This window comes from Pseudomonas sp. NFACC46-3 (assembly GCF_900114515.1).
In the GTDB taxonomy this organism is placed as follows: Bacteria; Pseudomonadota; Gammaproteobacteria; order Pseudomonadales; family Pseudomonadaceae; genus Aquipseudomonas; species Aquipseudomonas fluorescens_Q.
Genome location: NZ_FOTH01000001.1, coordinates 608,242 through 627,013 on the forward strand (window position 1 = coordinate 608,242; position 18,772 = coordinate 627,013).

The 18,772-nt window shown below is 62.5% G+C and carries 14 protein-coding genes; 10 read left to right on the plus strand and 4 right to left on the minus strand.

All coding sequences use genetic code 11. The annotated features are described in order from the left end of the window. Nucleotides 1–41 precede the first annotated feature (41 nt). From BM300_RS02500 to BM300_RS02515, 4 genes are read left to right on the plus strand one after another with little or no spacing between them, the layout of a single operon-like run. On the plus strand, nucleotides 42–1,910 hold the full coding sequence (locus BM300_RS02500; protein WP_092461921.1) for an extracellular solute-binding protein: 1,869 nt from the start codon (nucleotides 42–44) through the stop codon (nucleotides 1,908–1,910). Then, nucleotides 1,910–2,968, plus strand: a complete 1,059-nt coding sequence (locus BM300_RS02505) for a microcin C ABC transporter permease YejB (RefSeq protein ID WP_092224023.1) — start codon at nucleotides 1,910–1,912, stop codon at nucleotides 2,966–2,968. The genes BM300_RS02500 and BM300_RS02505 overlap by 1 nt, the downstream gene beginning before the upstream one ends. Beyond that, entirely contained in the window at nucleotides 2,968–3,990 is a 1,023-nt protein-coding gene (locus BM300_RS02510) for an ABC transporter permease (RefSeq protein WP_063321976.1), read from the plus strand. Before BM300_RS02505 ends, BM300_RS02510 begins: the two co-directional genes overlap by 1 nt. Nucleotides 3,991–4,016: 26 nt before the next feature. Then, nucleotides 4,017–5,591 (plus strand): ABC transporter ATP-binding protein, encoded by a 1,575-nt coding sequence (locus BM300_RS02515; RefSeq protein WP_092345078.1) that lies wholly within the window; start codon nucleotides 4,017–4,019, stop codon nucleotides 5,589–5,591. Between the two features lie 5 nt (nucleotides 5,592–5,596). Here the strand turns inward: BM300_RS02515 and BM300_RS02520 are convergent, their stop codons facing one another. Genes BM300_RS02520 through BM300_RS02530 form a run of 3 tightly spaced genes read right to left on the minus strand, consistent with a single transcriptional unit; the run spans nucleotide 5,597 to nucleotide 7,817 of the window. Continuing rightward, entirely contained in the window at nucleotides 5,597–6,460 is an 864-nt protein-coding gene (locus BM300_RS02520) for a class I SAM-dependent methyltransferase (protein ID WP_092461923.1), read from the minus strand. A 26-nt stretch (nucleotides 6,461–6,486) separates the two neighbouring features. Next, nucleotides 6,487–6,867, minus strand: a complete 381-nt coding sequence (locus BM300_RS02525) for an antibiotic biosynthesis monooxygenase family protein (RefSeq protein ID WP_092170273.1) — start codon at nucleotides 6,865–6,867, stop codon at nucleotides 6,487–6,489. A gap of 56 nt (nucleotides 6,868–6,923) precedes the next feature. Next, complete coding sequence (locus tag BM300_RS02530) at nucleotides 6,924–7,817, minus strand: NAD(P)/FAD-dependent oxidoreductase (protein WP_092461925.1); 894 nt, start codon at nucleotides 7,815–7,817, stop codon at nucleotides 6,924–6,926. A 108-nt stretch (nucleotides 7,818–7,925) separates the two neighbouring features. Between BM300_RS02530 and BM300_RS02535 the strand changes: the two genes are divergently transcribed. The 5 genes from BM300_RS02535 (at nucleotide 7,926) to BM300_RS02555 (ending at nucleotide 14,787) form a co-directional block, all read left to right on the plus strand. Next, on the plus strand, nucleotides 7,926–8,573 hold the full coding sequence (locus BM300_RS02535) for a TetR/AcrR family transcriptional regulator (RefSeq protein WP_092145643.1): 648 nt from the start codon (nucleotides 7,926–7,928) through the stop codon (nucleotides 8,571–8,573). 175 nt (nucleotides 8,574–8,748) lie between these two features. Next, complete coding sequence (locus BM300_RS02540) at nucleotides 8,749–10,164, plus strand: sigma-54 interaction domain-containing protein (RefSeq protein WP_092344491.1); 1,416 nt, start codon at nucleotides 8,749–8,751, stop codon at nucleotides 10,162–10,164. 301 nt (nucleotides 10,165–10,465) lie between these two features. Next, the gene (locus BM300_RS02545) at nucleotides 10,466–11,857 is read left to right on the plus strand and encodes a GntP family permease (protein ID WP_063321983.1); all 1,392 of its coding nucleotides are present in this window, start codon (nucleotides 10,466–10,468) and stop codon (nucleotides 11,855–11,857) included. Nucleotides 11,858–11,864: 7 nt separating this feature from the next. After that, complete coding sequence (locus BM300_RS02550) at nucleotides 11,865–12,641, plus strand: 3-hydroxybutyrate dehydrogenase (protein WP_072347040.1); 777 nt, start codon at nucleotides 11,865–11,867, stop codon at nucleotides 12,639–12,641. 190 nt (nucleotides 12,642–12,831) lie between these two features. Beyond that, nucleotides 12,832–14,787, plus strand: a complete 1,956-nt coding sequence (locus tag BM300_RS02555; RefSeq protein ID WP_092461927.1) for an acetoacetate--CoA ligase — start codon at nucleotides 12,832–12,834, stop codon at nucleotides 14,785–14,787. A gap of 167 nt (nucleotides 14,788–14,954) precedes the next feature. Here the strand turns inward: BM300_RS02555 and BM300_RS02560 are convergent, their stop codons facing one another. Next, nucleotides 14,955–16,070 carry a PilT/PilU family type 4a pilus ATPase gene (locus BM300_RS02560; protein WP_092224007.1) on the minus strand — a complete coding sequence of 372 codons (1,116 nt, stop codon included), beginning with the start codon at nucleotides 16,068–16,070 and terminating at the stop codon, nucleotides 14,955–14,957. A gap of 132 nt (nucleotides 16,071–16,202) precedes the next feature. On the opposite strand from BM300_RS02560, the gene BM300_RS02565 reads away from it, so the two are divergent. After that, a complete protein-coding gene (locus tag BM300_RS02565) occupies nucleotides 16,203–18,740 on the plus strand; it encodes a PAS domain-containing protein (RefSeq protein WP_092461929.1) in 2,538 nt (845 codons plus the stop codon). Nucleotides 18,741–18,772 lie beyond the last annotated feature (32 nt).

An 18,772-nucleotide genomic window follows, 5' to 3' on the forward strand; every position in this document is an offset into this window, starting at 1 on the left:
GTACAACTCGTGTCATCGATCACCCGGCTTTAAGGCTGACAATGCGACTGGCGTTCCCTTCCCTGCTATTGACTGCCGTGGTCCTGCTGACAGGCGCCGTCGGAGTCGATGCAGCACCGCAACATGCCCTGACCGTCTATGGCGAACCGGCCAAATATGCCGAAGGTTTCGGCCACTTCGCCTACACCAATCCCCAGTCCCCCAAAGGCGGGACCATGCGCCGCTCGGCCATCGAGATCGGCCACTTCGACCATATCTTGCCCTACATCGACAAAGGCATCGGCGTCAGCCAGATCGACGGGCTGCTCTACTCGCCACTGGCCCAACGCTCGCTGGATGAGCCCTATACCGTCTATGGCCTTGTGGCGCAGAAAATGGAGCGGGCCGACGATGGCCTGTCGCTGCGCTTCTACCTGAACCCCAAGGCCCGCTTCGCCGATGGCAAGCCCATCACCGCCCAGGACGTGCGCTACAGCTTCGAGCTGTTGATGACCCAAGGCAGCCTGCGCTATCGCACCCAGTTCGCGGCGGTCAAGGACGTCGTGATCGAGGACGAACGCACCGTGCGTTTCAACTTCAAGAACAACGAAAGCCGCACCCTGCCCCTGGACATCGCCACCTTGCCGGTCTTTCCCGAACATTGGTGGAAGACCCGCGATTTCGCTAACGGCGGCGGCTACGAGCCCCCGCTGGGCAGTGGCCCCTACCGGGTAAGCAAAGTCGATTCCGGGCGCAGCATTACCTTCAAACGTAATGCCGATTGGTGGGGCAAGGATCTGCCGGTCAGTCGCGGCCTCTACAATTTCGACCATTTCAGCATCGAGTATTTTGGCGACACCGATGTGGCCCGCCAGGTGCTGCGCGGTGGCGCCTATGACTACAATCGCGAGTTCTCCGCCACCGGCTATGCCATCGGCTATGACAGCCCGGCCCTGCACGACGGTCGCCTGCAAAAGGCTCACCTGGCCACCCAGGCTCCCCAGACCGCCCAGGGTTTCGTCTTCAACCTGCAAAAACCGCAGTTCCAAGACCGCCGTGTGCGCCAGGCCCTGGCGATGCTCTGGGATTTCGAATGGAGCAATCGCCAGATGATGCGCAACGTCTATGTGCGTCAGCAGAGTTACTTTTCCAACACTGACCTCGCCGCTCGAGAACTGCCCGATGCCGGCGAACTGGCGATCCTCGAGCCGTTGCGCGGCAAGATTCCCGACGAAGTCTTCACCCAAGTCTTCCAGGCCCCGAAAACCGACGGCAGTGGCGTGATCCGCGACAAACAACTGCAAGCCCTCGCCTTGTTGGAACAGGCCGGCTGGAAACCCGACGGCGACCGCCTGGTGAATGCCGAGGGCGAGCCGCTGAGCTTCACCTTCCTGAACAGCCAGAACGGTATCGATCGCCTGCTGCTGCCCTACAAACGTACCTTGGCGCAAATCGGCATCGACATGAGCATTCGCCGCATCGACGCCTCCCAGTACGTCAATCGCCTGATGAGTCGCGACTACGACATGATCATCACCGGCTACCCCGTCAGCACCTCGCCGGGCATGGAACTCTACAACTACTTCGGTTCGGCGGCCGCCAATGATCCAGGGGCCAACAACTACATGGCCTTGAAGGACCCGGCGGTGGACGCGCTGATCGACGGCTTGGTCAAGGCCAGCACCCAAGCCGACATGCTGCGCCATGCCCACGCCCTGGACCGGGTGCTGCAATGGAATTACTACTGGATTCCCAATTATTACCCGCCGGGCAGCTCGACCGTGTGGTGGAACCGCTTCGGCATCCCGAAAGTGCAGGCCAGCAATGACGAAGCCATCGAGAGCTGGTGGGAAGTGAGCAGCACACCGTTGACCAACGAGCAGATGCGCGCCGAACTCATCAAGCGCGGCACACCCGGAGGGCGGCATTGATGTGGGCCTATATTGCGCGGCGCCTGCTGCTGATCATCCCCACGCTGGTGATTATCCTGCTGGTGAACTTCGTCATCGTGCAGGCCGCACCCGGCGGGCCGGTGGAACAAGCCATCGCCCACCTGCAAGGCGTCGGCGGCGCCAGCGTCGGCGGTTCAGGCAATACCATGACCAACAGCTCCCGCGCCAGTCGCGGCCTCGATCCACAGTTGATCAAGGACATCGAAAAACAATACGGCTTCGACAAACCGGCCCATGAACGCTTATGGCTGATGCTCAGCAGCTACGCCCGCCTGGATTTCGGCAAGAGCTTCTTCCGTGGCGCCACGGTCACCGACCTGATCCTGGAAAAGATGCCGGTGACCATTTCCCTTGGGCTCTGGGCAACATTGATCACCTATCTGGTGTCGATCCCCCTGGGCATCCGCAAGGCGGTGCATCACGGCTCGGCATTCGATGTGTGGAGCAGCACGGCGATCATCATTGGCTATGCGATGCCGGCGTTCCTCTTCGCAATGTTCCTGATCGTGGTGTTTGCCGGCGGTACGTCGTTGAACTGGTTTCCGGTGCGCGGGCTGGTGTCGGATAACTTCGAGTCGCTGTCGACACTGGGCAAGATCGCCGACTACTTCTGGCACTTGGTGCTGCCGGTCACGTCGCTGGTGATCGGCGGCTTCGCCACCCTGACGATCCTGACCAAGAACTCGTTCCTCAATGAAATCACCCGCCAGTACGTGGTCACCGCGCGAGCCAAGGGCATGAGCGAACGCCGGGTGCTGTACGGCCACGTGTTCCGCAACGCGATGCTGCTGGTGGTATCGGGTATTCCCCAGGCGTTCATCAGCGTGTTCTTCGCCGGCTCGCTGCTGATCGAGGTGATTTTTTCCCTCGACGGCCTGGGACGCATGAGCTACGAGGCCGCAGTCTCCCGGGATTATCCGGTGGTGTTCGGCTCGTTGTTCATTTTTACGCTGTTCGGCCTGCTGATCAAACTCGTCGGCGACCTCTGCTACACCCTGGTGGACCCGCGCATCGACTTCGCCGCGAGGAATGCCTGATGTTCAAGTTTTCCCCCTTGGGCCGTCGGCGCTTCGAGCGTTTCAAGAAAAACCGTCGGGGCTGGTGGTCGCTGTGGCTGTTCATCGGCTTGTTCATCCTGACGTTGGGCGGTGAACTGATCGCCAATGACAAACCGCTGGTGGTGAGCTACCAGGGCTCGCTGTATTTCCCGGTGTTCAAGCGCCATACCGAACAGGAATTTGGTGGGCAGCTGCCGTTCCAGGCCGACTACCGCAGCAGCTACGTGCAGAACCTGATCCACAAGGACGGCGGCTGGCTGTGGTTCCCACCGATCCCGTTCAGCGACGATACACCCAATTACGACCTCAACCAGCCGGCCCCGAGCCCACCCTCGACCGTGAACTGGCTGGGCACCGATGACCAATCCCGGGACGTGCTGGCCCGGGTGATCTTCGGTGCGCGAGTGTCGATCCTGTTCGCCCTGGCACTGACCGCCATCAGCACGCTGATCGGTATCGCCGCCGGTGCGTTGCAGGGCTATTACGGTGGTTGGGTGGATTTGCTCGGGCAACGCTTGCTGGAAGTCTGGTCCGGGCTTCCGGTGCTCTACTTGCTGATCATCTTGTCCGGCTTCGTGGAGCCGAACTTCTGGTGGCTGCTGGGGATCATGGCGCTGTTTTCCTGGCTGGCCCTGGTGGACGTGGTCCGTGCCGAGTTCCTGCGCGGGCGCAACCTGGAATACGTCAAGGCGGCCAGGGCCCTGGGGCTCAGTGATCGCAAGGTGATCATGCGGCATATCCTGCCCAACGCGATGAACGCCACCCTGAGTTACTTGCCCTTCATCCTCACCGGGGCGATCTCGACCCTCACCGCCCTGGATTTCCTCGGCTTCGGCATGCCGGCCGGCAGCGCGTCGCTGGGGGAACTGATCGCCCAAGGCAAGCAAAACCTGCAAGCGCCGTGGCTGGGGCTGACGGCATTTTTCACCCTGGCCCTGATTCTTTCCCTGCTGGTGTTTATCGGCGAGGCGTTGCGAGACGCGTTCGACCCACGCTCTTGAAAACAGCCATGAAGCGAAACCTTGAGATGAGCGACAACCTGATCGAAATCCGTAACCTGAGCGTGGCCTTCAACGACCAGACGGTGGTGCGCAACCTGTGCCTGGACATCCGCCCCGGCGAGTGCCTGGCGCTGGTGGGCGAGTCGGGCTCGGGCAAGTCGGTGACCGCCCATTCGATCCTGCAATTGCTGCCCGAGAATGAAGCCCACACCAGCGGCAGCATTCGCTATCGCGGCCAGGAGCTGGTGGGGGCCGACACCCAGGCTCTGCGGGAGCTGCGCGGCAATCGGATCGCGATGATCTTCCAGGAGCCAATGACTTCGCTGAACCCGCTGCACAGCGTCGAAAAGCAGATCGGCGAAACGCTGATGCTGCACAAGGGCCTGGGGGGCAAAGCCGCGCGCCAGCGGATTCTGGAACTGCTGACCCTGGTTGGCATTCAAAACCCTGTCGAGCGACTCAAGGCCTATCCGCATCAACTGTCCGGCGGTCAGCGACAGCGGGTCATCATCGCCATGGCCCTGGCCTGCGAGCCGGAACTGTTGATCGCCGACGAACCGACCACCGCGCTGGACGTGACCGTGCAGCGCAAGATCCTGCTGCTGCTCAAGTCCTTGCAGCAACGGCTCGGCATGTCCTTGCTGCTGATCAGTCACGACCTCAATCTGGTGCGCAGCATTGCCCAACGGGTGTGTGTGATGAAGGCCGGGGAAATCGTCGAGCAGGCGCCGTGCGAAACCCTGTTCAGCGCACCGAAACATCCCTACAGCTGTGAGCTGCTGCACGCCGAACCGGAAGGCGAGGCCCTGCCCCGGGACGACCGCGAGGAGGTGTTGCAAGTGCAAGACCTGCGCGTGAGTTTCCCCCTGGGCGGCGGGCTGTTCCGGCGCAAGGAATACTTGCGCGCCGTGGACGGTATCAGCCTGAGCATCCAGCGCGGCAAGACCCTGGGCATCGTCGGCGAATCCGGCTCCGGCAAGTCCACCCTCGGCCAGGCGATCCTGCGCCTGATCGAGTCCGAAGGCAGCATCCGTTTCCAGGGCCAGGCCCTCGATCATCTGTCGCAAAAAGCCCTGCGACCGTGGCGCAAGCAGATGCAGGTGGTGTTCCAGGACCCGTTCGGCAGCCTCAGCCCGCGCATGTCAGTGCAGCAGATCATCAGCGAGGGCCTGGAGGTCCACCAGCCTTCCAGCCCCGAACAGTGTGAAGCCCGAGTGATCCAGGCCCTCAAGGAGGTCGGCCTCGACCCTTCGACCCGTCATCGCTACCCCCACGAGTTCTCCGGCGGCCAGCGCCAGCGCATCGCCATTGCCCGGGCCCTGGTGCTCAAGCCAGCGTTGATTTTGCTGGACGAACCCACCTCGGCATTGGATCGCACCGTGCAGAAACAAGTCGTCGCCCTGCTCCGTCAGCTCCAGCAGAAGTACGACTTGACCTACCTGTTCATCAGCCACGACCTGGCGGTGGTCCGCGCCCTGGCCCACGACATGATCGTGATCAAGGACGGCAAGGTGGTCGAGCAAGGCGCCAGTCATGACGTGTTCGATTCGCCCCAGCATCCCTATACCAAGGAGCTGTTGGCGGCGGCGCATCCCGGGTAATCCTGTCAGCTTGCAGGATTGCGTGCCGTGACGATCCACGCCGCGCCGTCCATCATCACCGACCGCTCACCAGGGAGGCCCGCGAAGGCGGCACGAACCGCGGCCCAGGCGCGGGCGCGGATGTCGTCGGACTGATCAGCCAACACAAGCGACAATGGGCCGCCCTCGAACGCCATCTTCACCGCGTCGTCGATCGCTTCGTCCCGCGTCCCGCCCTCACCGAACGGGATGGCAGCATCGAAGGGCGTGAGAGCGATATCGGTGAAGCCGGCCGCCGTCAGGATGCGTGTCACCCGCCCCCGGTCGCCGAACGAGAACGGACCGGGTGCTTCGGGACCGGGCGGCGCGGGTAGCGGGACGATGTCCTTGATCGCGCCCATCGGCAGGCGCACCCAATCGTTCTCGGCCACGCCGCGCCAGCAGACGAAAGCGACTCGCCCGCCCGGCCGCAGCGCACGCCGCATATGGGCAAACGCACCAGTCGGATCGTCGAAGAACATCACCCCGAAACGCGAGAACAGGAGGTCGAACGCGCCCTCAGGCAGCTCGGCGCTGCTGGCGTCGGCTACCCGGAACTGGGCCGGCGTATCCTGTGGCGCCAGTGCGCGCGCTCGGCCGATCAGCGGTTCGGATATGTCCACGCCCAGCACATGGCCGCCCGCACCGACGCGGGAGGCCAGAGCCAGACTCGACGCGCCCGCGCCGCAGCCGACGTCCAGCACGCGCTCGCCCATGGTGGGCGCGGCGGCTTCGATCGCGGCCTGGCCGAATACCGCAAACATGGCGTCGAGCCGGGCCTGGTTGGCGGCCCAGTACTCACCGCTTTGGCCATTCCAGTCGGCGACTTGATGGGCATTTTGCTCTGTCATGACATCTCCTCGTCTTGAGTCGTTCTTCAGGCCACGCAAAAGCCGGGGACGGCGACCTTCTGGAACAGGTGCGGGCTGGCCACGACGGATGACGGATATGCAGGAAGTTTCGCGAGGAACGCGGGATCAGTGAAGGCGGCGCGGACCGCCTCGGTGGATTCCCACACCACATAGTTCAGGTAAGTCGGGCTATCGCCGATCGCTCGATGCAGTTGCATGGAAATGAAGCCCGGTTGCTTCGTTATGACTTCGGCAGCTGCCTTGAAAGCGTCCAGGAAGCCCGCTTCATCGGCGGGATCGACGACCGTGAAGAGGTTGATCAGCACGAGAGGCGCGGCCGCGATACCGAGTTGGCGGTCAAATGGAAATTTCTCGTCTAGAGGTTTGAATGGTTTTATGGCGGGCATGGTGGCGCTCCTGTCTATTGCGCAATTGAAACTGGGGTGATCGATGCTGATTGCTCTCAAACCAGCATCGACTGCTGAGCGGAGATGCCCGCCGTCGCGCCTTGCCATGATGCCGTGGTGACCGAGGGCATTGCGGGGTTGGCGAGGTCGCCGGCAGCGTAGATGCCGGGCACGCTGGTTTCGCGGCGCTCGTCGACCTTGAGGACGATGCCCTGGGGCGTTTCGACCGTGGCGAGACCCAGCGATTCATGCAGGCGTGCGGACGGCTTGTTGCGCGGATGCGCGAACAGGATGTCGACCGCGACAGAGGGGCCGACGTCGAGCCTGACGGTGGCGTTATGGGTCTCGTCATGGTCGATTTCGGTGATCCGGCCATCGACGACAGGGATGCCACGGCGCGCCAGATCGGCCCGGATGTCGGGTGAAATGTCGTGACCATCGGCGAAGACCGTCAACGTGTCAGTCCAATCGTGGTACAGCCTGACGTAGTTATGCGACATTGGGCCGGACCAGACAAGGCCCCAGTGCCGGCCGGCAACTTCAAAGCCGTCGCAATAAGGGCAAGGCACGATGGAGGAGCCCCAGCCTTCGGCAAAGCCGGGAACTTCAGGCATCTGGTCGGCAACGCCATAGCTCAGGATCAGGCGGCGCGCCCTGAGGGTTTCGCCCTCGCTCGTGAGGACGGAGAAATCATCGATGGCGCCGGAGACGCTCTCGGCCCGGGCATTGACCAGTTGGATCGAGGGATAGCGCGCCAGTTGCTGCCGCGCCTCGACCAGGATCTCCAGCGGTGGCTTGTGGTCGTGGCCGAGCACGCCATGGGAGTGGTCGGCGAAGCGATTGCGCGGCAGGCCGGTGTCGAGAACGATGACCTTGCGGCGGGCACGGCCGAGCTGCAAGGCGGCGGCGAGGCCGGCAAAACTGCCGCCGATGATGATGACGTCATTCATGGTGATGGGATCCGCGCTGTGGATGAAGGGAGATTGGCTTGCAACTTTAAGATACTTTGAAGTACCGTAATTCAAGAATTAGAATACTGTCAAGTACTGGAATTTTTTATGACCGAAAACAACCAGACCCGGCGCGGCCGTCCTGCCAACGAGGCGCTTGGCCAAACTATAGTCGACGCTGCGGGCGAACTTTTTGTGGAGTTGGGTTTTCAAGCGACGACCATGGACAAGGTCGCCCAGCGGGCGAAGATCTCCAAGCTCAGCATCTATCGGCACTTCGAGAACAAGGAGGCGCTGTTCAGTGCGGCCATCGCGGCCCACTGCCATCAATTTGCACCGCAGGCCCTTATTGAAGGCGTCGGCGGTTCGGCGGCAGATCAGCTCATGGCGGTGGGAACATCCCTGCTGCGCACGTTGTTGAGCCCCGACGTGCGCAGTGTCGAAGCCATGATCATGGCCGACAAGACGAATCAAAAATCGTTAAGCAAGCGCCATTACGAAGCCGGCCCCGCCTATGTCATCGCCCAGATCGAGGCCCTGTTGCGTCAGTTGCACGCGAAGGCGGTGCTGAACGTGCCCGATCCTCTGGGGTCCGCCCGCTTGTTTGCCGCGCTTTTCAAAGGATCCGATCTCCTGATGATCGCGCGCTTCGATGAGGCCAGAGCAGAGGACGACAACGAAATCGAATCCTATTGCCGGTCGGCCGTCGCCATGTTCATCGCCGCGCACGGTGGTAACGACCACGCGGGCGGATAAGTATTTGATTGCTCCGGGCGGCTTGGCCGGGGCCGTCCATTTGGAGAGCTTCTAACCGTACAAGTTAGCTAGAAAGCAACAGCGGCGCTTCGATCCTGGAATTTCCCCCGGCATAATGCGGCTCTTGGCACCCGTCCATGGCTGCCGGCAAATCCCTCCTCTCTGGAAATGCCCGATGAACCCCACCGAAAGCCTCAAGGATTACAAGCGCGTGCGCACGCTGGCGATCCGTTCGTTGTTCGAGATCATCGAGCAGTCCAGCGAAGGCACGGTGATTGTCGACCGTGACGCGAACATTGTCTGGATGAACGAACGCTACGCCCGGCGCTTCGGCCTGAACTCGGCGCATGAGGCGATTGGCCGGGCGTGCGAAAGCGTGATTCCCGGCAGCCTGTTGCGCGAGGTTGTGCGCACCGGGCGCCCGATCTTGCTGGACATGCAAGACACGCCCAAGGAACCCCTGGTGGTGATGCGCCTGCCGATCCACGACAGCGCGGGTGCGGTGATCGGTGCCATCGGCTTTGCCTTGTTCGATGAGTTGCGCAGCCTGTCGCCGATGCTCAAGCGCTACCTGAGCATGCAGGAAGAACTGGCCTCCACCCGCTCGCTGCTGCGGGCGCGGCAGACCAAGTACAACTTTGCCCATTTCATTGGCACCAGCAACGCCGGCCTTGAGGTCAAGCGTCGTGCCCGGCGCAGCGCCAGCGCCGATTCGCCGGTGCTGCTGCTCGGCGAAACCGGCACCGGCAAGGAACTGCTGGCCCAGGCCATCCACAGTGCTTCGCCGCGGGCGCACAAGGCGTTCGTCAGCATCAACAGCGCGGCGATTCCTGAATCGCTGCTGGAAGCCGAATTCTTCGGCACCGCGCCAGGGGCGTTTACCGGGGCCGACCGCAAGGGCCGCGCCGGTAAACTGCAGATCGCCCAGGGCGGTACGCTTTTCCTCGACGAGATCGGCGACATGCCGCTGCCGCTGCAAAGCAAGCTGCTGCGGGTGCTTCAGGAAAAGGAATACGAACCGGTGGGTTCCAACGAGGTGCTGCAAAGCGACGTGCGGGTGATCGCCGCCACCTCCATGGACCTGGAGGCGGCGATCAAGCGCGGAGAGTTTCGCGCCGACCTGTATTACCGCCTCAACGTGCTGCCGATCCACGTTCCGCCCTTGCGTGAACGCCTGGATGATTTGCCGGCCCTGAGCGAAGCGATCCTGGAAGAGTTGCGCAGCCAGCACGAACTGAACCCCACCGCCCTCGCCCTGCTACGCCAACACGCCTGGCCGGGCAACATCCGCGAACTGCGCAACGTGCTGGAACGCGCCGCGTTGCTCAGCGACGACCTGATGCTCACGGCGGCGGACATCCGCGCGGCCATCGGCACGTTCATACCGGTAACCCGCCCGGCGAGTCCGAGCCTGGAGCCGTTGCCGCAAGAAACTTTCAGCCAGGCCCGGGCACGCTTCGACCGACAGTTGATCGAAACCACCCTCGCGCAATGCGGGGGCAAGGTGGTGGAAGCGGCCGAGCGGTTGGGGTTGGGGAGGTCGACGTTGTACAAGAAGATGGTGGCTCTGGGAATTGCAGAGTCTCAATAGAGAGACTTCATTCTCAAAATATAGACTTGTGGTTTTGGAGCGCTTTGCACTCATCGCGAGCAAGCTCGCTCCCACAGGGATAGGAGTTCTTCTGAAGTACGCGGTCAACTGTGGGAGCGAGCTTGCTCGCGATGAGGCCTGCACACTCCACAAAATTCTCAAAACAGAGACATACCTCTCATTCGCGCCCTACAATCTCAATTAATTTCCTTATATTTCAGTCAGTTACATACCTGGCACAAAACTCGCTAAAGCCTCTCCCACAGCTTCATCACAACAATAACAATCCAGGAGACACACCATGAGTGTGATCATTGCCTTGGCAGCCCTCGCGCTGCTGATGGTCGCCGCCTACCGTGGCTACAGCGTTATCCTCTTTGCCCCCATCGCCGCCCTCGGTGCCGTCCTGCTCACCGACCCGTCCGCCGTCGCCCCCGCATTCACCGGGGTGTTCATGGAGAAAATGGTCGGCTTCATCAAACTGTATTTCCCGGTGTTCCTGCTCGGCGCGGTGTTTGGCAAGCTGATCGAGCTGTCGGGCTTCTCCCGCTCCATCGTCGCCGCGGCGATTCGCCTGCTGGGTACGCGCCAGGCCATGTTGGTGATCGTGCTGGTCTGCGCCCTGCTGACCTATGGCGGCGTGTCGCTGTTCGTGGTGGTGTTCGCGGTGTACCCGTTCGCCGCCGAGATGTTCCGCCAGAGCAATATTCCCAAGCGCTTGATCCCGGCCACCATTGCCCTGGGCGCGTTCTCGTTCACCATGGACGCCCTGCCCGGCACGCCGCAGATCCAGAACATCATCCCCAGCACGTTCTTCAACACCACCGCCTGGGCCGCACCTTGGCTGGGTGTGATCGGTACGATCTTCGTGTTCAGCCTCGGCATGCTGTTCCTGCAGCGCCAGCGCAACAAGGCCCAGCGTGTGGGCGAAGGTTACGGCACCGAACTGCGCAACGAGCCGGAAACCGCCGAAGACATCAAGCTGCCGAACCCTTGGATCGCCGTTTCGCCACTGCTGGCGGTGGGCATCATGAACCTGCTGTTCACCCAGTGGATCCCACAGTGGTACGGCAAGACCCACAGCCTGGCGCTGCCGGGCATGGCGACGCCAGTGACCAGCGACATCGCCAAGCTCACCGCGATCTGGGCAGTGCAGGCGGCGTTGCTGGTGGGCATCATCATGGTCCTGATATTCGGTTTCCGGGCCATTCGCAGCAAGCTGGCCGAAGGCAGCAAGAGCGCCGTGGGCGGTGCATTGCTGGCGGCAATGAACACCGCTTCGGAATACGGTTTCGGCGCGGTCATCGCCTCCTTGCCGGGCTTCCTGGTACTGGCCGACTGGCTCAAGAGCATTCCCAACCCACTGGTCAACGAAGCGGTGACCGTCACGCTGCTGGCGGGCATCACCGGTTCCGCCTCGGGCGGCATGAGCATCGCTTTGGCGGCGATGTCGGAAAGCTTTATAAGCGCCGCCCACGCCGCCAACATTCCCCTGGAAGTGCTGCACCGGGTGGCCGCCATGGCCAGCGGCGGCATGGACACCCTGCCCCACAACGGCGCGGTGATTACCCTGCTGGCGGTGACCGGGCTGACCCACCGCGAAGCCTACAAAGACATTTTCTGCATTACGCTGATCAAGACCCTCGCGGTGTTCTTCGTGATCGCTGTGTTCTACGCCACTGGCATTGTGTGAGGCTCCTATGACATCCCCTCTTTCGGGCAAGACCGCCCTGGTCACCGGTTCTACCAGCGGCATCGGCCTGGGCATCGCCCTGAGCCTGGCCAAGGCCGGGGCCAACCTGATCCTCAACGGCTTTGGCGATGCCTCGGCGGTGATCGCCGAGGTGCAACAGTTCGGCGGCAAGGTCGGTCATCATCCGGCTGATGTCAGCGACCCGGCGCAGATCGCCGACATGCTCGCCTACGCCGAGCGCGAGTTCGGCGGCGTTGACATTCTGGTGAACAACGCCGGGATCCAGCACGTGGCTGCCGTGGAAGATTTCCCCGTGGAGCGCTGGGACTCGATCATCGCCATCAACCTGTCCTCGGTGTTCCACGCCACCCGCCTGAGCCTGCCGGGCATGCGCGCCAAAGGCTGGGGGCGGATCATCAACGTCGCCTCGGTGCACGGCCAGGTCGGCTCGGTGGGCAAGGCGGCGTATGTCGCGGCCAAGCATGGGGTGATTGGCCTGACCAAGGTGGTTGGCCTGGAAACCGCCACCAGCAACGTGACCTGCAACGCCATCTGCCCGGGCTGGGTGCTGACGCCACTGGTGCAAAAGCAAATCGATGATCGCATTGCCGCCGGCGTCGATCCGCAACAGGCCCAGCATGACCTGTTGGCTGAGAAACAGCCGTCCCTGGAATTCGTCACCCCGCCGCAACTGGGGGAACTGGTGCTTTTCCTATGCAGCGAAGCCGGCAGCCAGGTGCGCGGCGCGGCGTGGAATATTGATGGTGGGTGGTTGGCTCAATAACCCCACAATCCTCTGGCAAACGCGGTTTTGTGGCGAGGGAGCTTGCTCCCGCTGGACTGCGCAGCAGGCCCATTAGGCGGCCGCTACGCAACCGAGCGGGAGCAAGCTCCCTCGCCACAGAAGCGGTTCTCGCCATAAATAACGCCTTGTGCTGCAATGTTTATAAGCCCGAAAAAACAAGAGGCACCCCATGTCCGACATCCTCTGGCAACCCAGCCCCGAACGCATCGCCCAGTCGCGCATGAACGCCTTTCGCCAGTTCGTCAACGCGCGACATCACCTGCAACTGCACGACTACCCCGCCCTGCACGCCTGGAGCATCGACCAGCGCGAAGCCTTCTGGCAGGCCATTGTCGATTTTTTCGAGATCCACTTTCACCAAGCGCCCGACGCGGTACTGGTGGAGGGTCCGCAAATGCCCAGCGCCCAGTGGTTCCCTGGCGCCACCCTGAACTTCGCCGAGTACCTGCTGCGCCGCCGCGATCATGCCGTCGCGGTGGTGGCGCTCGACGAAAACGGCAGCCAGGAACAACTGACCTGGGCCGAACTCGCCGCCCATGTCGCTGGCCTGCAAACAAGCTTGAAAGCTGCCGGCGTCACCCAGGGAGATCGAGTCGCCGCGTGCATGCCCAACACCTGGCAAACCCTGGTGGGCATGCTCGCCACCACCAGCCTGGGGGCTATCTGGTCGTGCTCGTCACCGGACTTCGGTACCCAAGGGGTCATCGACCGGTTCGGCCAGATCGAACCCAAGGTGCTGATCACCTGCGCCGGTTATCGCTACGCGGGCAAGGTCATCGACCAGCGAACCAAGGTCAACGAAATCCTTGAACGTTTGCCGTCATTGCAGCAATTGATCGTACTGCCTTATGCCCAGCCTGACGCCCGCGTCGAGGACTTCAAGACCCCGGCCGCTGTCGCGTTGTGGAACGACTTTTATCAGAGCGGTGGCGAACCGGCGTTCGTCAGCGTGCCCTTCGACCACCCGCTGTACATCCTGTATTCCAGCGGCACGACCGGCGTGCCGAAATGCATCGTCCATGGCACCGGGGGCGTGCTGCTGCAACACGTCAAGGAACATGACCTGCACGTCGACCTCAGGCCCGAGGATCGGCTGTTCTACTACACCACCTGCGGTTGGATGATGTGGAACTGGCTGGTGTCGGCCCTCGCCGTGGGCAGCACGGTGGTGCTCTACGATGGTTCGCCGTTCCACCCCGGTCCCGAGCGCTTGCTGGACCTGATCGACCAGCAGCGCATCAGCGTATTCGGCACCAGCCCCAAGTTCCTCGCCGCCCTGGAAAGCGAGGGCCTCAAGCCCCGCCAGACGCACCGTTTGGACAGCCTGAAAACCCTGCTCTCCACCGGTTCGGCACTGGCGCCCCATAGCTACGATTATGTGTACCGCGACATCAAGGCCGATGTCTGCCTGGCCTCGATGTCCGGCGGCACCGACATCGTGTCCTGCTTCGTCAACGGCAACCCGCTGTCACCGGTACGCCGGGGCGAAATGCAGGGCAAGAGCCTGGGCATGGCCGTGCAGGTCTGGAACGAGGCCGGCAATCCGGTCATCGGTGAAAAAGGTGAGTTGGTGTGCACCCGGCATTTCCCGGCGATGCCCATTGGTTTGTGGAACGACCCCCGGCAGGAAAAGCTTCGCGCCTCCTACTTCGCCCAGTTTCCCGGCGTGTGGGCCCAAGGCGACTACGCCGAAGAACTGCCCCACGGCGGTTTCCTGATCCATGGCCGCTCCGATGCCGTGCTCAACCCAGGCGGCGTGCGCATCGGCACGGCAGAAATTTATCGGCAGGTGGAAAAAGTCGAGCAAGTGCTGGACTGCGTCGCCATCGGCCAGCGATGGCAGGGCGATGTCCGGGTGGTGCTGTTCGTGCGCCTGCGCGATGGCGTGACGCTGAATGAAGCCTTGGCGCAACAGATCCGCCAGGTCATCCGGGCCAACACCACACCGCGTCATGTGCCGGCGAAGATCCTCGCGGTCAGTGATATTCCACGAACCATCAGCGGCAAGGTGGTGGAGTTGGCGGTGCGCAACGTGGTGCATGGCGAGGCGGTGAAGAACACCGATGCCCTGGCCAACCCCGAGGCGTTGGAGCAGTTTCGGGATCGACCGGAGCTTGCCGACTGAGCGCAACAGGCAGTTTTGTGGCGAGGGGATTTATCCCCGCTGGGGCGCGAAGCAGCCCCTGAATCTGACACCCCGGCATGTCAGACTGATTGAGCCAACTGTATCGGGACTGCTTCGCAGTCCAGCGGGGATAAATCCCCTCGCCACAGGGGTGGTCCCCGACACGATCAGTCCATAAGCCCCCACTCACCCGCCGCCGGATCGGCCGGTGGCACCGCGCCCGACTCGGTATGCAACTTCAACCGCAACCGCAGGTTGTTCGCCGAGTCGGCATTTTTCAGCGCTTCTTCCTCATCAATGGCACCTTCGACCACCAGGTTGAACAAGGCCTGGTCAAAGGTTTGCATTCCCAGTTCCTCTGACTTTTCCATGATGCCCTTGAGCTCGCCAAGCTCGTTGCGCCGGATCAGGTCGGCCACCGTCGGCGAACCCAGCATGACCTCCACCGCCGCCCGCCGCTGGCCGGTGCGGGTACGCACCAGGCGCTGGGAGACAAACGCCTTGAGGTTGTTGCCCAGGTCATTGAGCAATTGCGGCCGGCGTTCTTCCGGAAAGAAATTGATCACCCGGTCCAGGGCCTGGTTGGCGTTATGGGCATGCAAGGTGGAAATCACCAGGTGCCCGGTGTCGGCGAAGGCCAAGGCATGCTCCATGGTTTCCCGATCACGGATTTCGCCGATCAGCACCACGTCCGGCGCCTGGCGCAGCGTGTTTTTCAGGGCCGCATGGAAACTGCGGGTGTCGACACCGACTTCCCGTTGATTGATGATGGATTTCTTGTGCCGATGGATATACTCCACCGGGTCCTCGATGGTGATGATGTGGCCGCTGCTGTTGCGATTGCGGTAATCGATCAGCGCCGCCAGGGAGGTCGACTTGCCCGAGCCTGTCGCACCGACGAACAGCATCAACCCCTGTTTCTGCATGATGGTGTCTAAAAGCACTCGAGGCAGTTTCAGGTCTTCGAAGCGCGGGATGTCCAGCTTGACGTTGCGAATCACCATGGACACGTCATTGCGCTGCTTGAAGATATTGACCCGGAACCGCCCGACGCCGGCCAGGGAGATCGCCAGATTCATTTCCAACTCCCGATCGAACTCAAGGCGCTGTTCGGCGTCCATCAGAGACCCGGCGAGCCTGGCAATGTCGCCGACCTTGAACGCCTCGTTACCCAAGGGTTTGAGCACCCCCTCGAAACGCGCGCACGGCGGCGCCCCCGTGGACATGTAAAGGTCGGAACCATTCTGGCTCGCCAGGATTCGCAACAACGGATCGATTTCCATGGACTGAAACTTCCGCGAGACACCAATGAAACAAGCTGAGCCGAACATGAACCTCTTCAGACCCACCTGCACTTACGTTCCTCAAAGGATAGTAGACGCCGTGGTACAGACACGACAGCCAGGGGTCGCCTGATGCACGCGACACCCGCCGGCAGCGATATACAGCGCCTGATCAGCCAGGCGGACTGGACCCTGACCCCGCTGGGCGCTGCCCAGAACTGGCCCCAGAGCCTGCGCACCGCCGTGGACATCATGCTCCATTCGCCCATGGCGATGGCCTTGCTGTGGGGACCGCAGCTGTCCCATCTCTACAACGACGCCTTCGGCCGACTGGCCGGTGACAAGCACCCCCGGGCATTCGGCCAACCGACCCATACAGCATGGCCCGAACTCAAGAGCTCGACCGAAGGGATTTATCACCGGGTGTTGCAAGGCCAGACACACTCCTGCCGCGACCAGCAATGGCGCGTACCCTTCGCCGGCCGTCTCTGTGATGTCTGGCTGGACCTGACCTACAGCCCGGTGCGTGACGAAAGCAACAGCGTCGCCGGCATCCTGGTCACCGCCATCGAGACCAGCGAACGCCGCCGCCTGGCCATGGAGTTCGAACGCCGCTCCGAGGCCAGCCTCAAGGCCCAGCACGAAAGCGAAGAACGCCTGCAATTGGCCCTGGCCGCCGCCGATGCGCTGGGCACCTGGGATTGGGGCATCAGCGAAGACCGCTTTATTGCCGATGCACACTTCGCCCTGTTGCATGGCGTCGACCCCAGCCTGTCACGCCAGTTGCCTATCAGTGCCTACCTCGAAGGCGTGCACCCCGAGGACCGGGCGATGGTTGCCCGCAGCATCAAGCACTGCATCACCCATGGCACCGAATACGCCGAGGAGTACCGACTGCTGCAGCCCGACGATGAGTTGCGCTGGGTGTACGTGCGTGGGCGTTGCTACAAGGATCGCCACGGCCGACCCAAGCGTTTTCTTGGCGCGGCGCTGGACCTGACCGAACGCAAGCGCACCGAACAAGCCCTGCGCCAGAGCCAGACCGAGCTGCAGCTGATCATCAACGCCATGCCGATCCTCATCAGTTACGTGGACCGCGAAGAGCGTTTCCGTCTGAACAATAGCGCTTACCTGGACTGGTACGGCCTGACCCCGCAGGAGCTCTACGGCAAGACCATCCGTGAAGTGCTCGGCGAAGAGGCCTATGCCGCCCGCGCCCAGCAGATCGCCGATGCCCTGGCCGGCAAGCCGTGCAGCTTCACCGTGCAGATGGACCATCGCGACGGGCGCCCGCGCCATTCGCTGATCAACTACCTGCCTCGCCATGGCGCGGACGGTGCGGTGAACGGTTTCTACATCTTCGTGATCGACGAAACCGAGAGCCGAAAAACCGAGGAGGCCCTGCGCAACCTCAACGAAACACTGGAAGAACGCGTCATCGCCCGTACCCAGCAACTGGCCGAAGCCAATCACCGCCTGCAAAGCGAGATGTTCGAACGCGAGCGCGCCGAAGAAGCCTTGCGCCATGCGCAGAAAATGGAAGCCGTCGGCCAACTCACTGGCGGCATTGCCCATGACTTCAACAACATGCTCACCGGCATCCTCGGCAGCCTCGACCTGATGCAACGCTACATCGCCGCCGGCCGCGCCGCCGAGATCGGGCGCTTCACCGAAGCGGCGGTTTCCTCGGCCAACCGCGCGGCGGCCCTGACCCATCGGCTGCTGGCTTTTTCCCGGCGCCAGTCCCTGGACCGCAAACCGCTGGACGCCAATGACCTGGTGCATTCGCTCGAAGACCTGCTGAGCCGTACCACCGGCGATCACATCGTGCTGCGGCTGCAACTGGCCAGCGAGCTGTGGCCGGTCAACACCGACGCCAGCCAGTTGGAAAACGCCCTGCTCAACCTGGTGATCAACGCCCGCGATGCCATGCCCGAGGGCGGCGAATTGATCATCGAAACCGCTAATGTCTATCTCGACGGTACGGACATCAACACCCTGGAGCCGGTCAAGGCCGGGGATTACGTGATGATCGCCGTCAGTGACAACGGCAGCGGCATGACCCCCGCCGTGCTGGCCAAGGCTTTCGATCCGTTCTTCACCACCAAGCCTATCGGCCAAGGCACCGGCCTGGGCTTGTCGATGATCTACGGCTTTGCCCAGCAGTCGGGTGGGCACCTCAACCTGGACAGTGTGCCGGGCCAAGGCACGCGGGTGCAGTTGTACCTGCCGCGCTTGCACGCTTCGTCGACCCAACCACCCGAGACGCCAGAGACGGTCGTCGTACCGCCGGCCATCGCCGGGGAGACCGTGTTGCTGGTGGAGGATGAACCCGCCGTGCGCATGCTGGTGCTCGACCTGTTGCAAGCCTTGGGCTACACCGCTCTGGAAGCACGGGACGCCATGACGGCCCTGCCCATGCTGGAATCGGACCAGCGCATCGACCTGCTGGTGACCGACGTCGGGCTGCCGGGCATGAATGGCCGGCAACTGGCGGAAATCGCCCGCCAGCACCGCCCGGGGCTGAAAGTGCTGTTCATGACCGGTTACGCGCAGAAAGCCGCCGAACGCCAGGGGTTCCTCGAACAAGGCATGGACATGGTCGCCAAGCCGTTCACCCTGGATCTGCTGGCCAACAAGATCCGGACGATGATCAACCATGGCAACTGACTTGAGGCATAATCGCCGCCCCGTCGCACCGT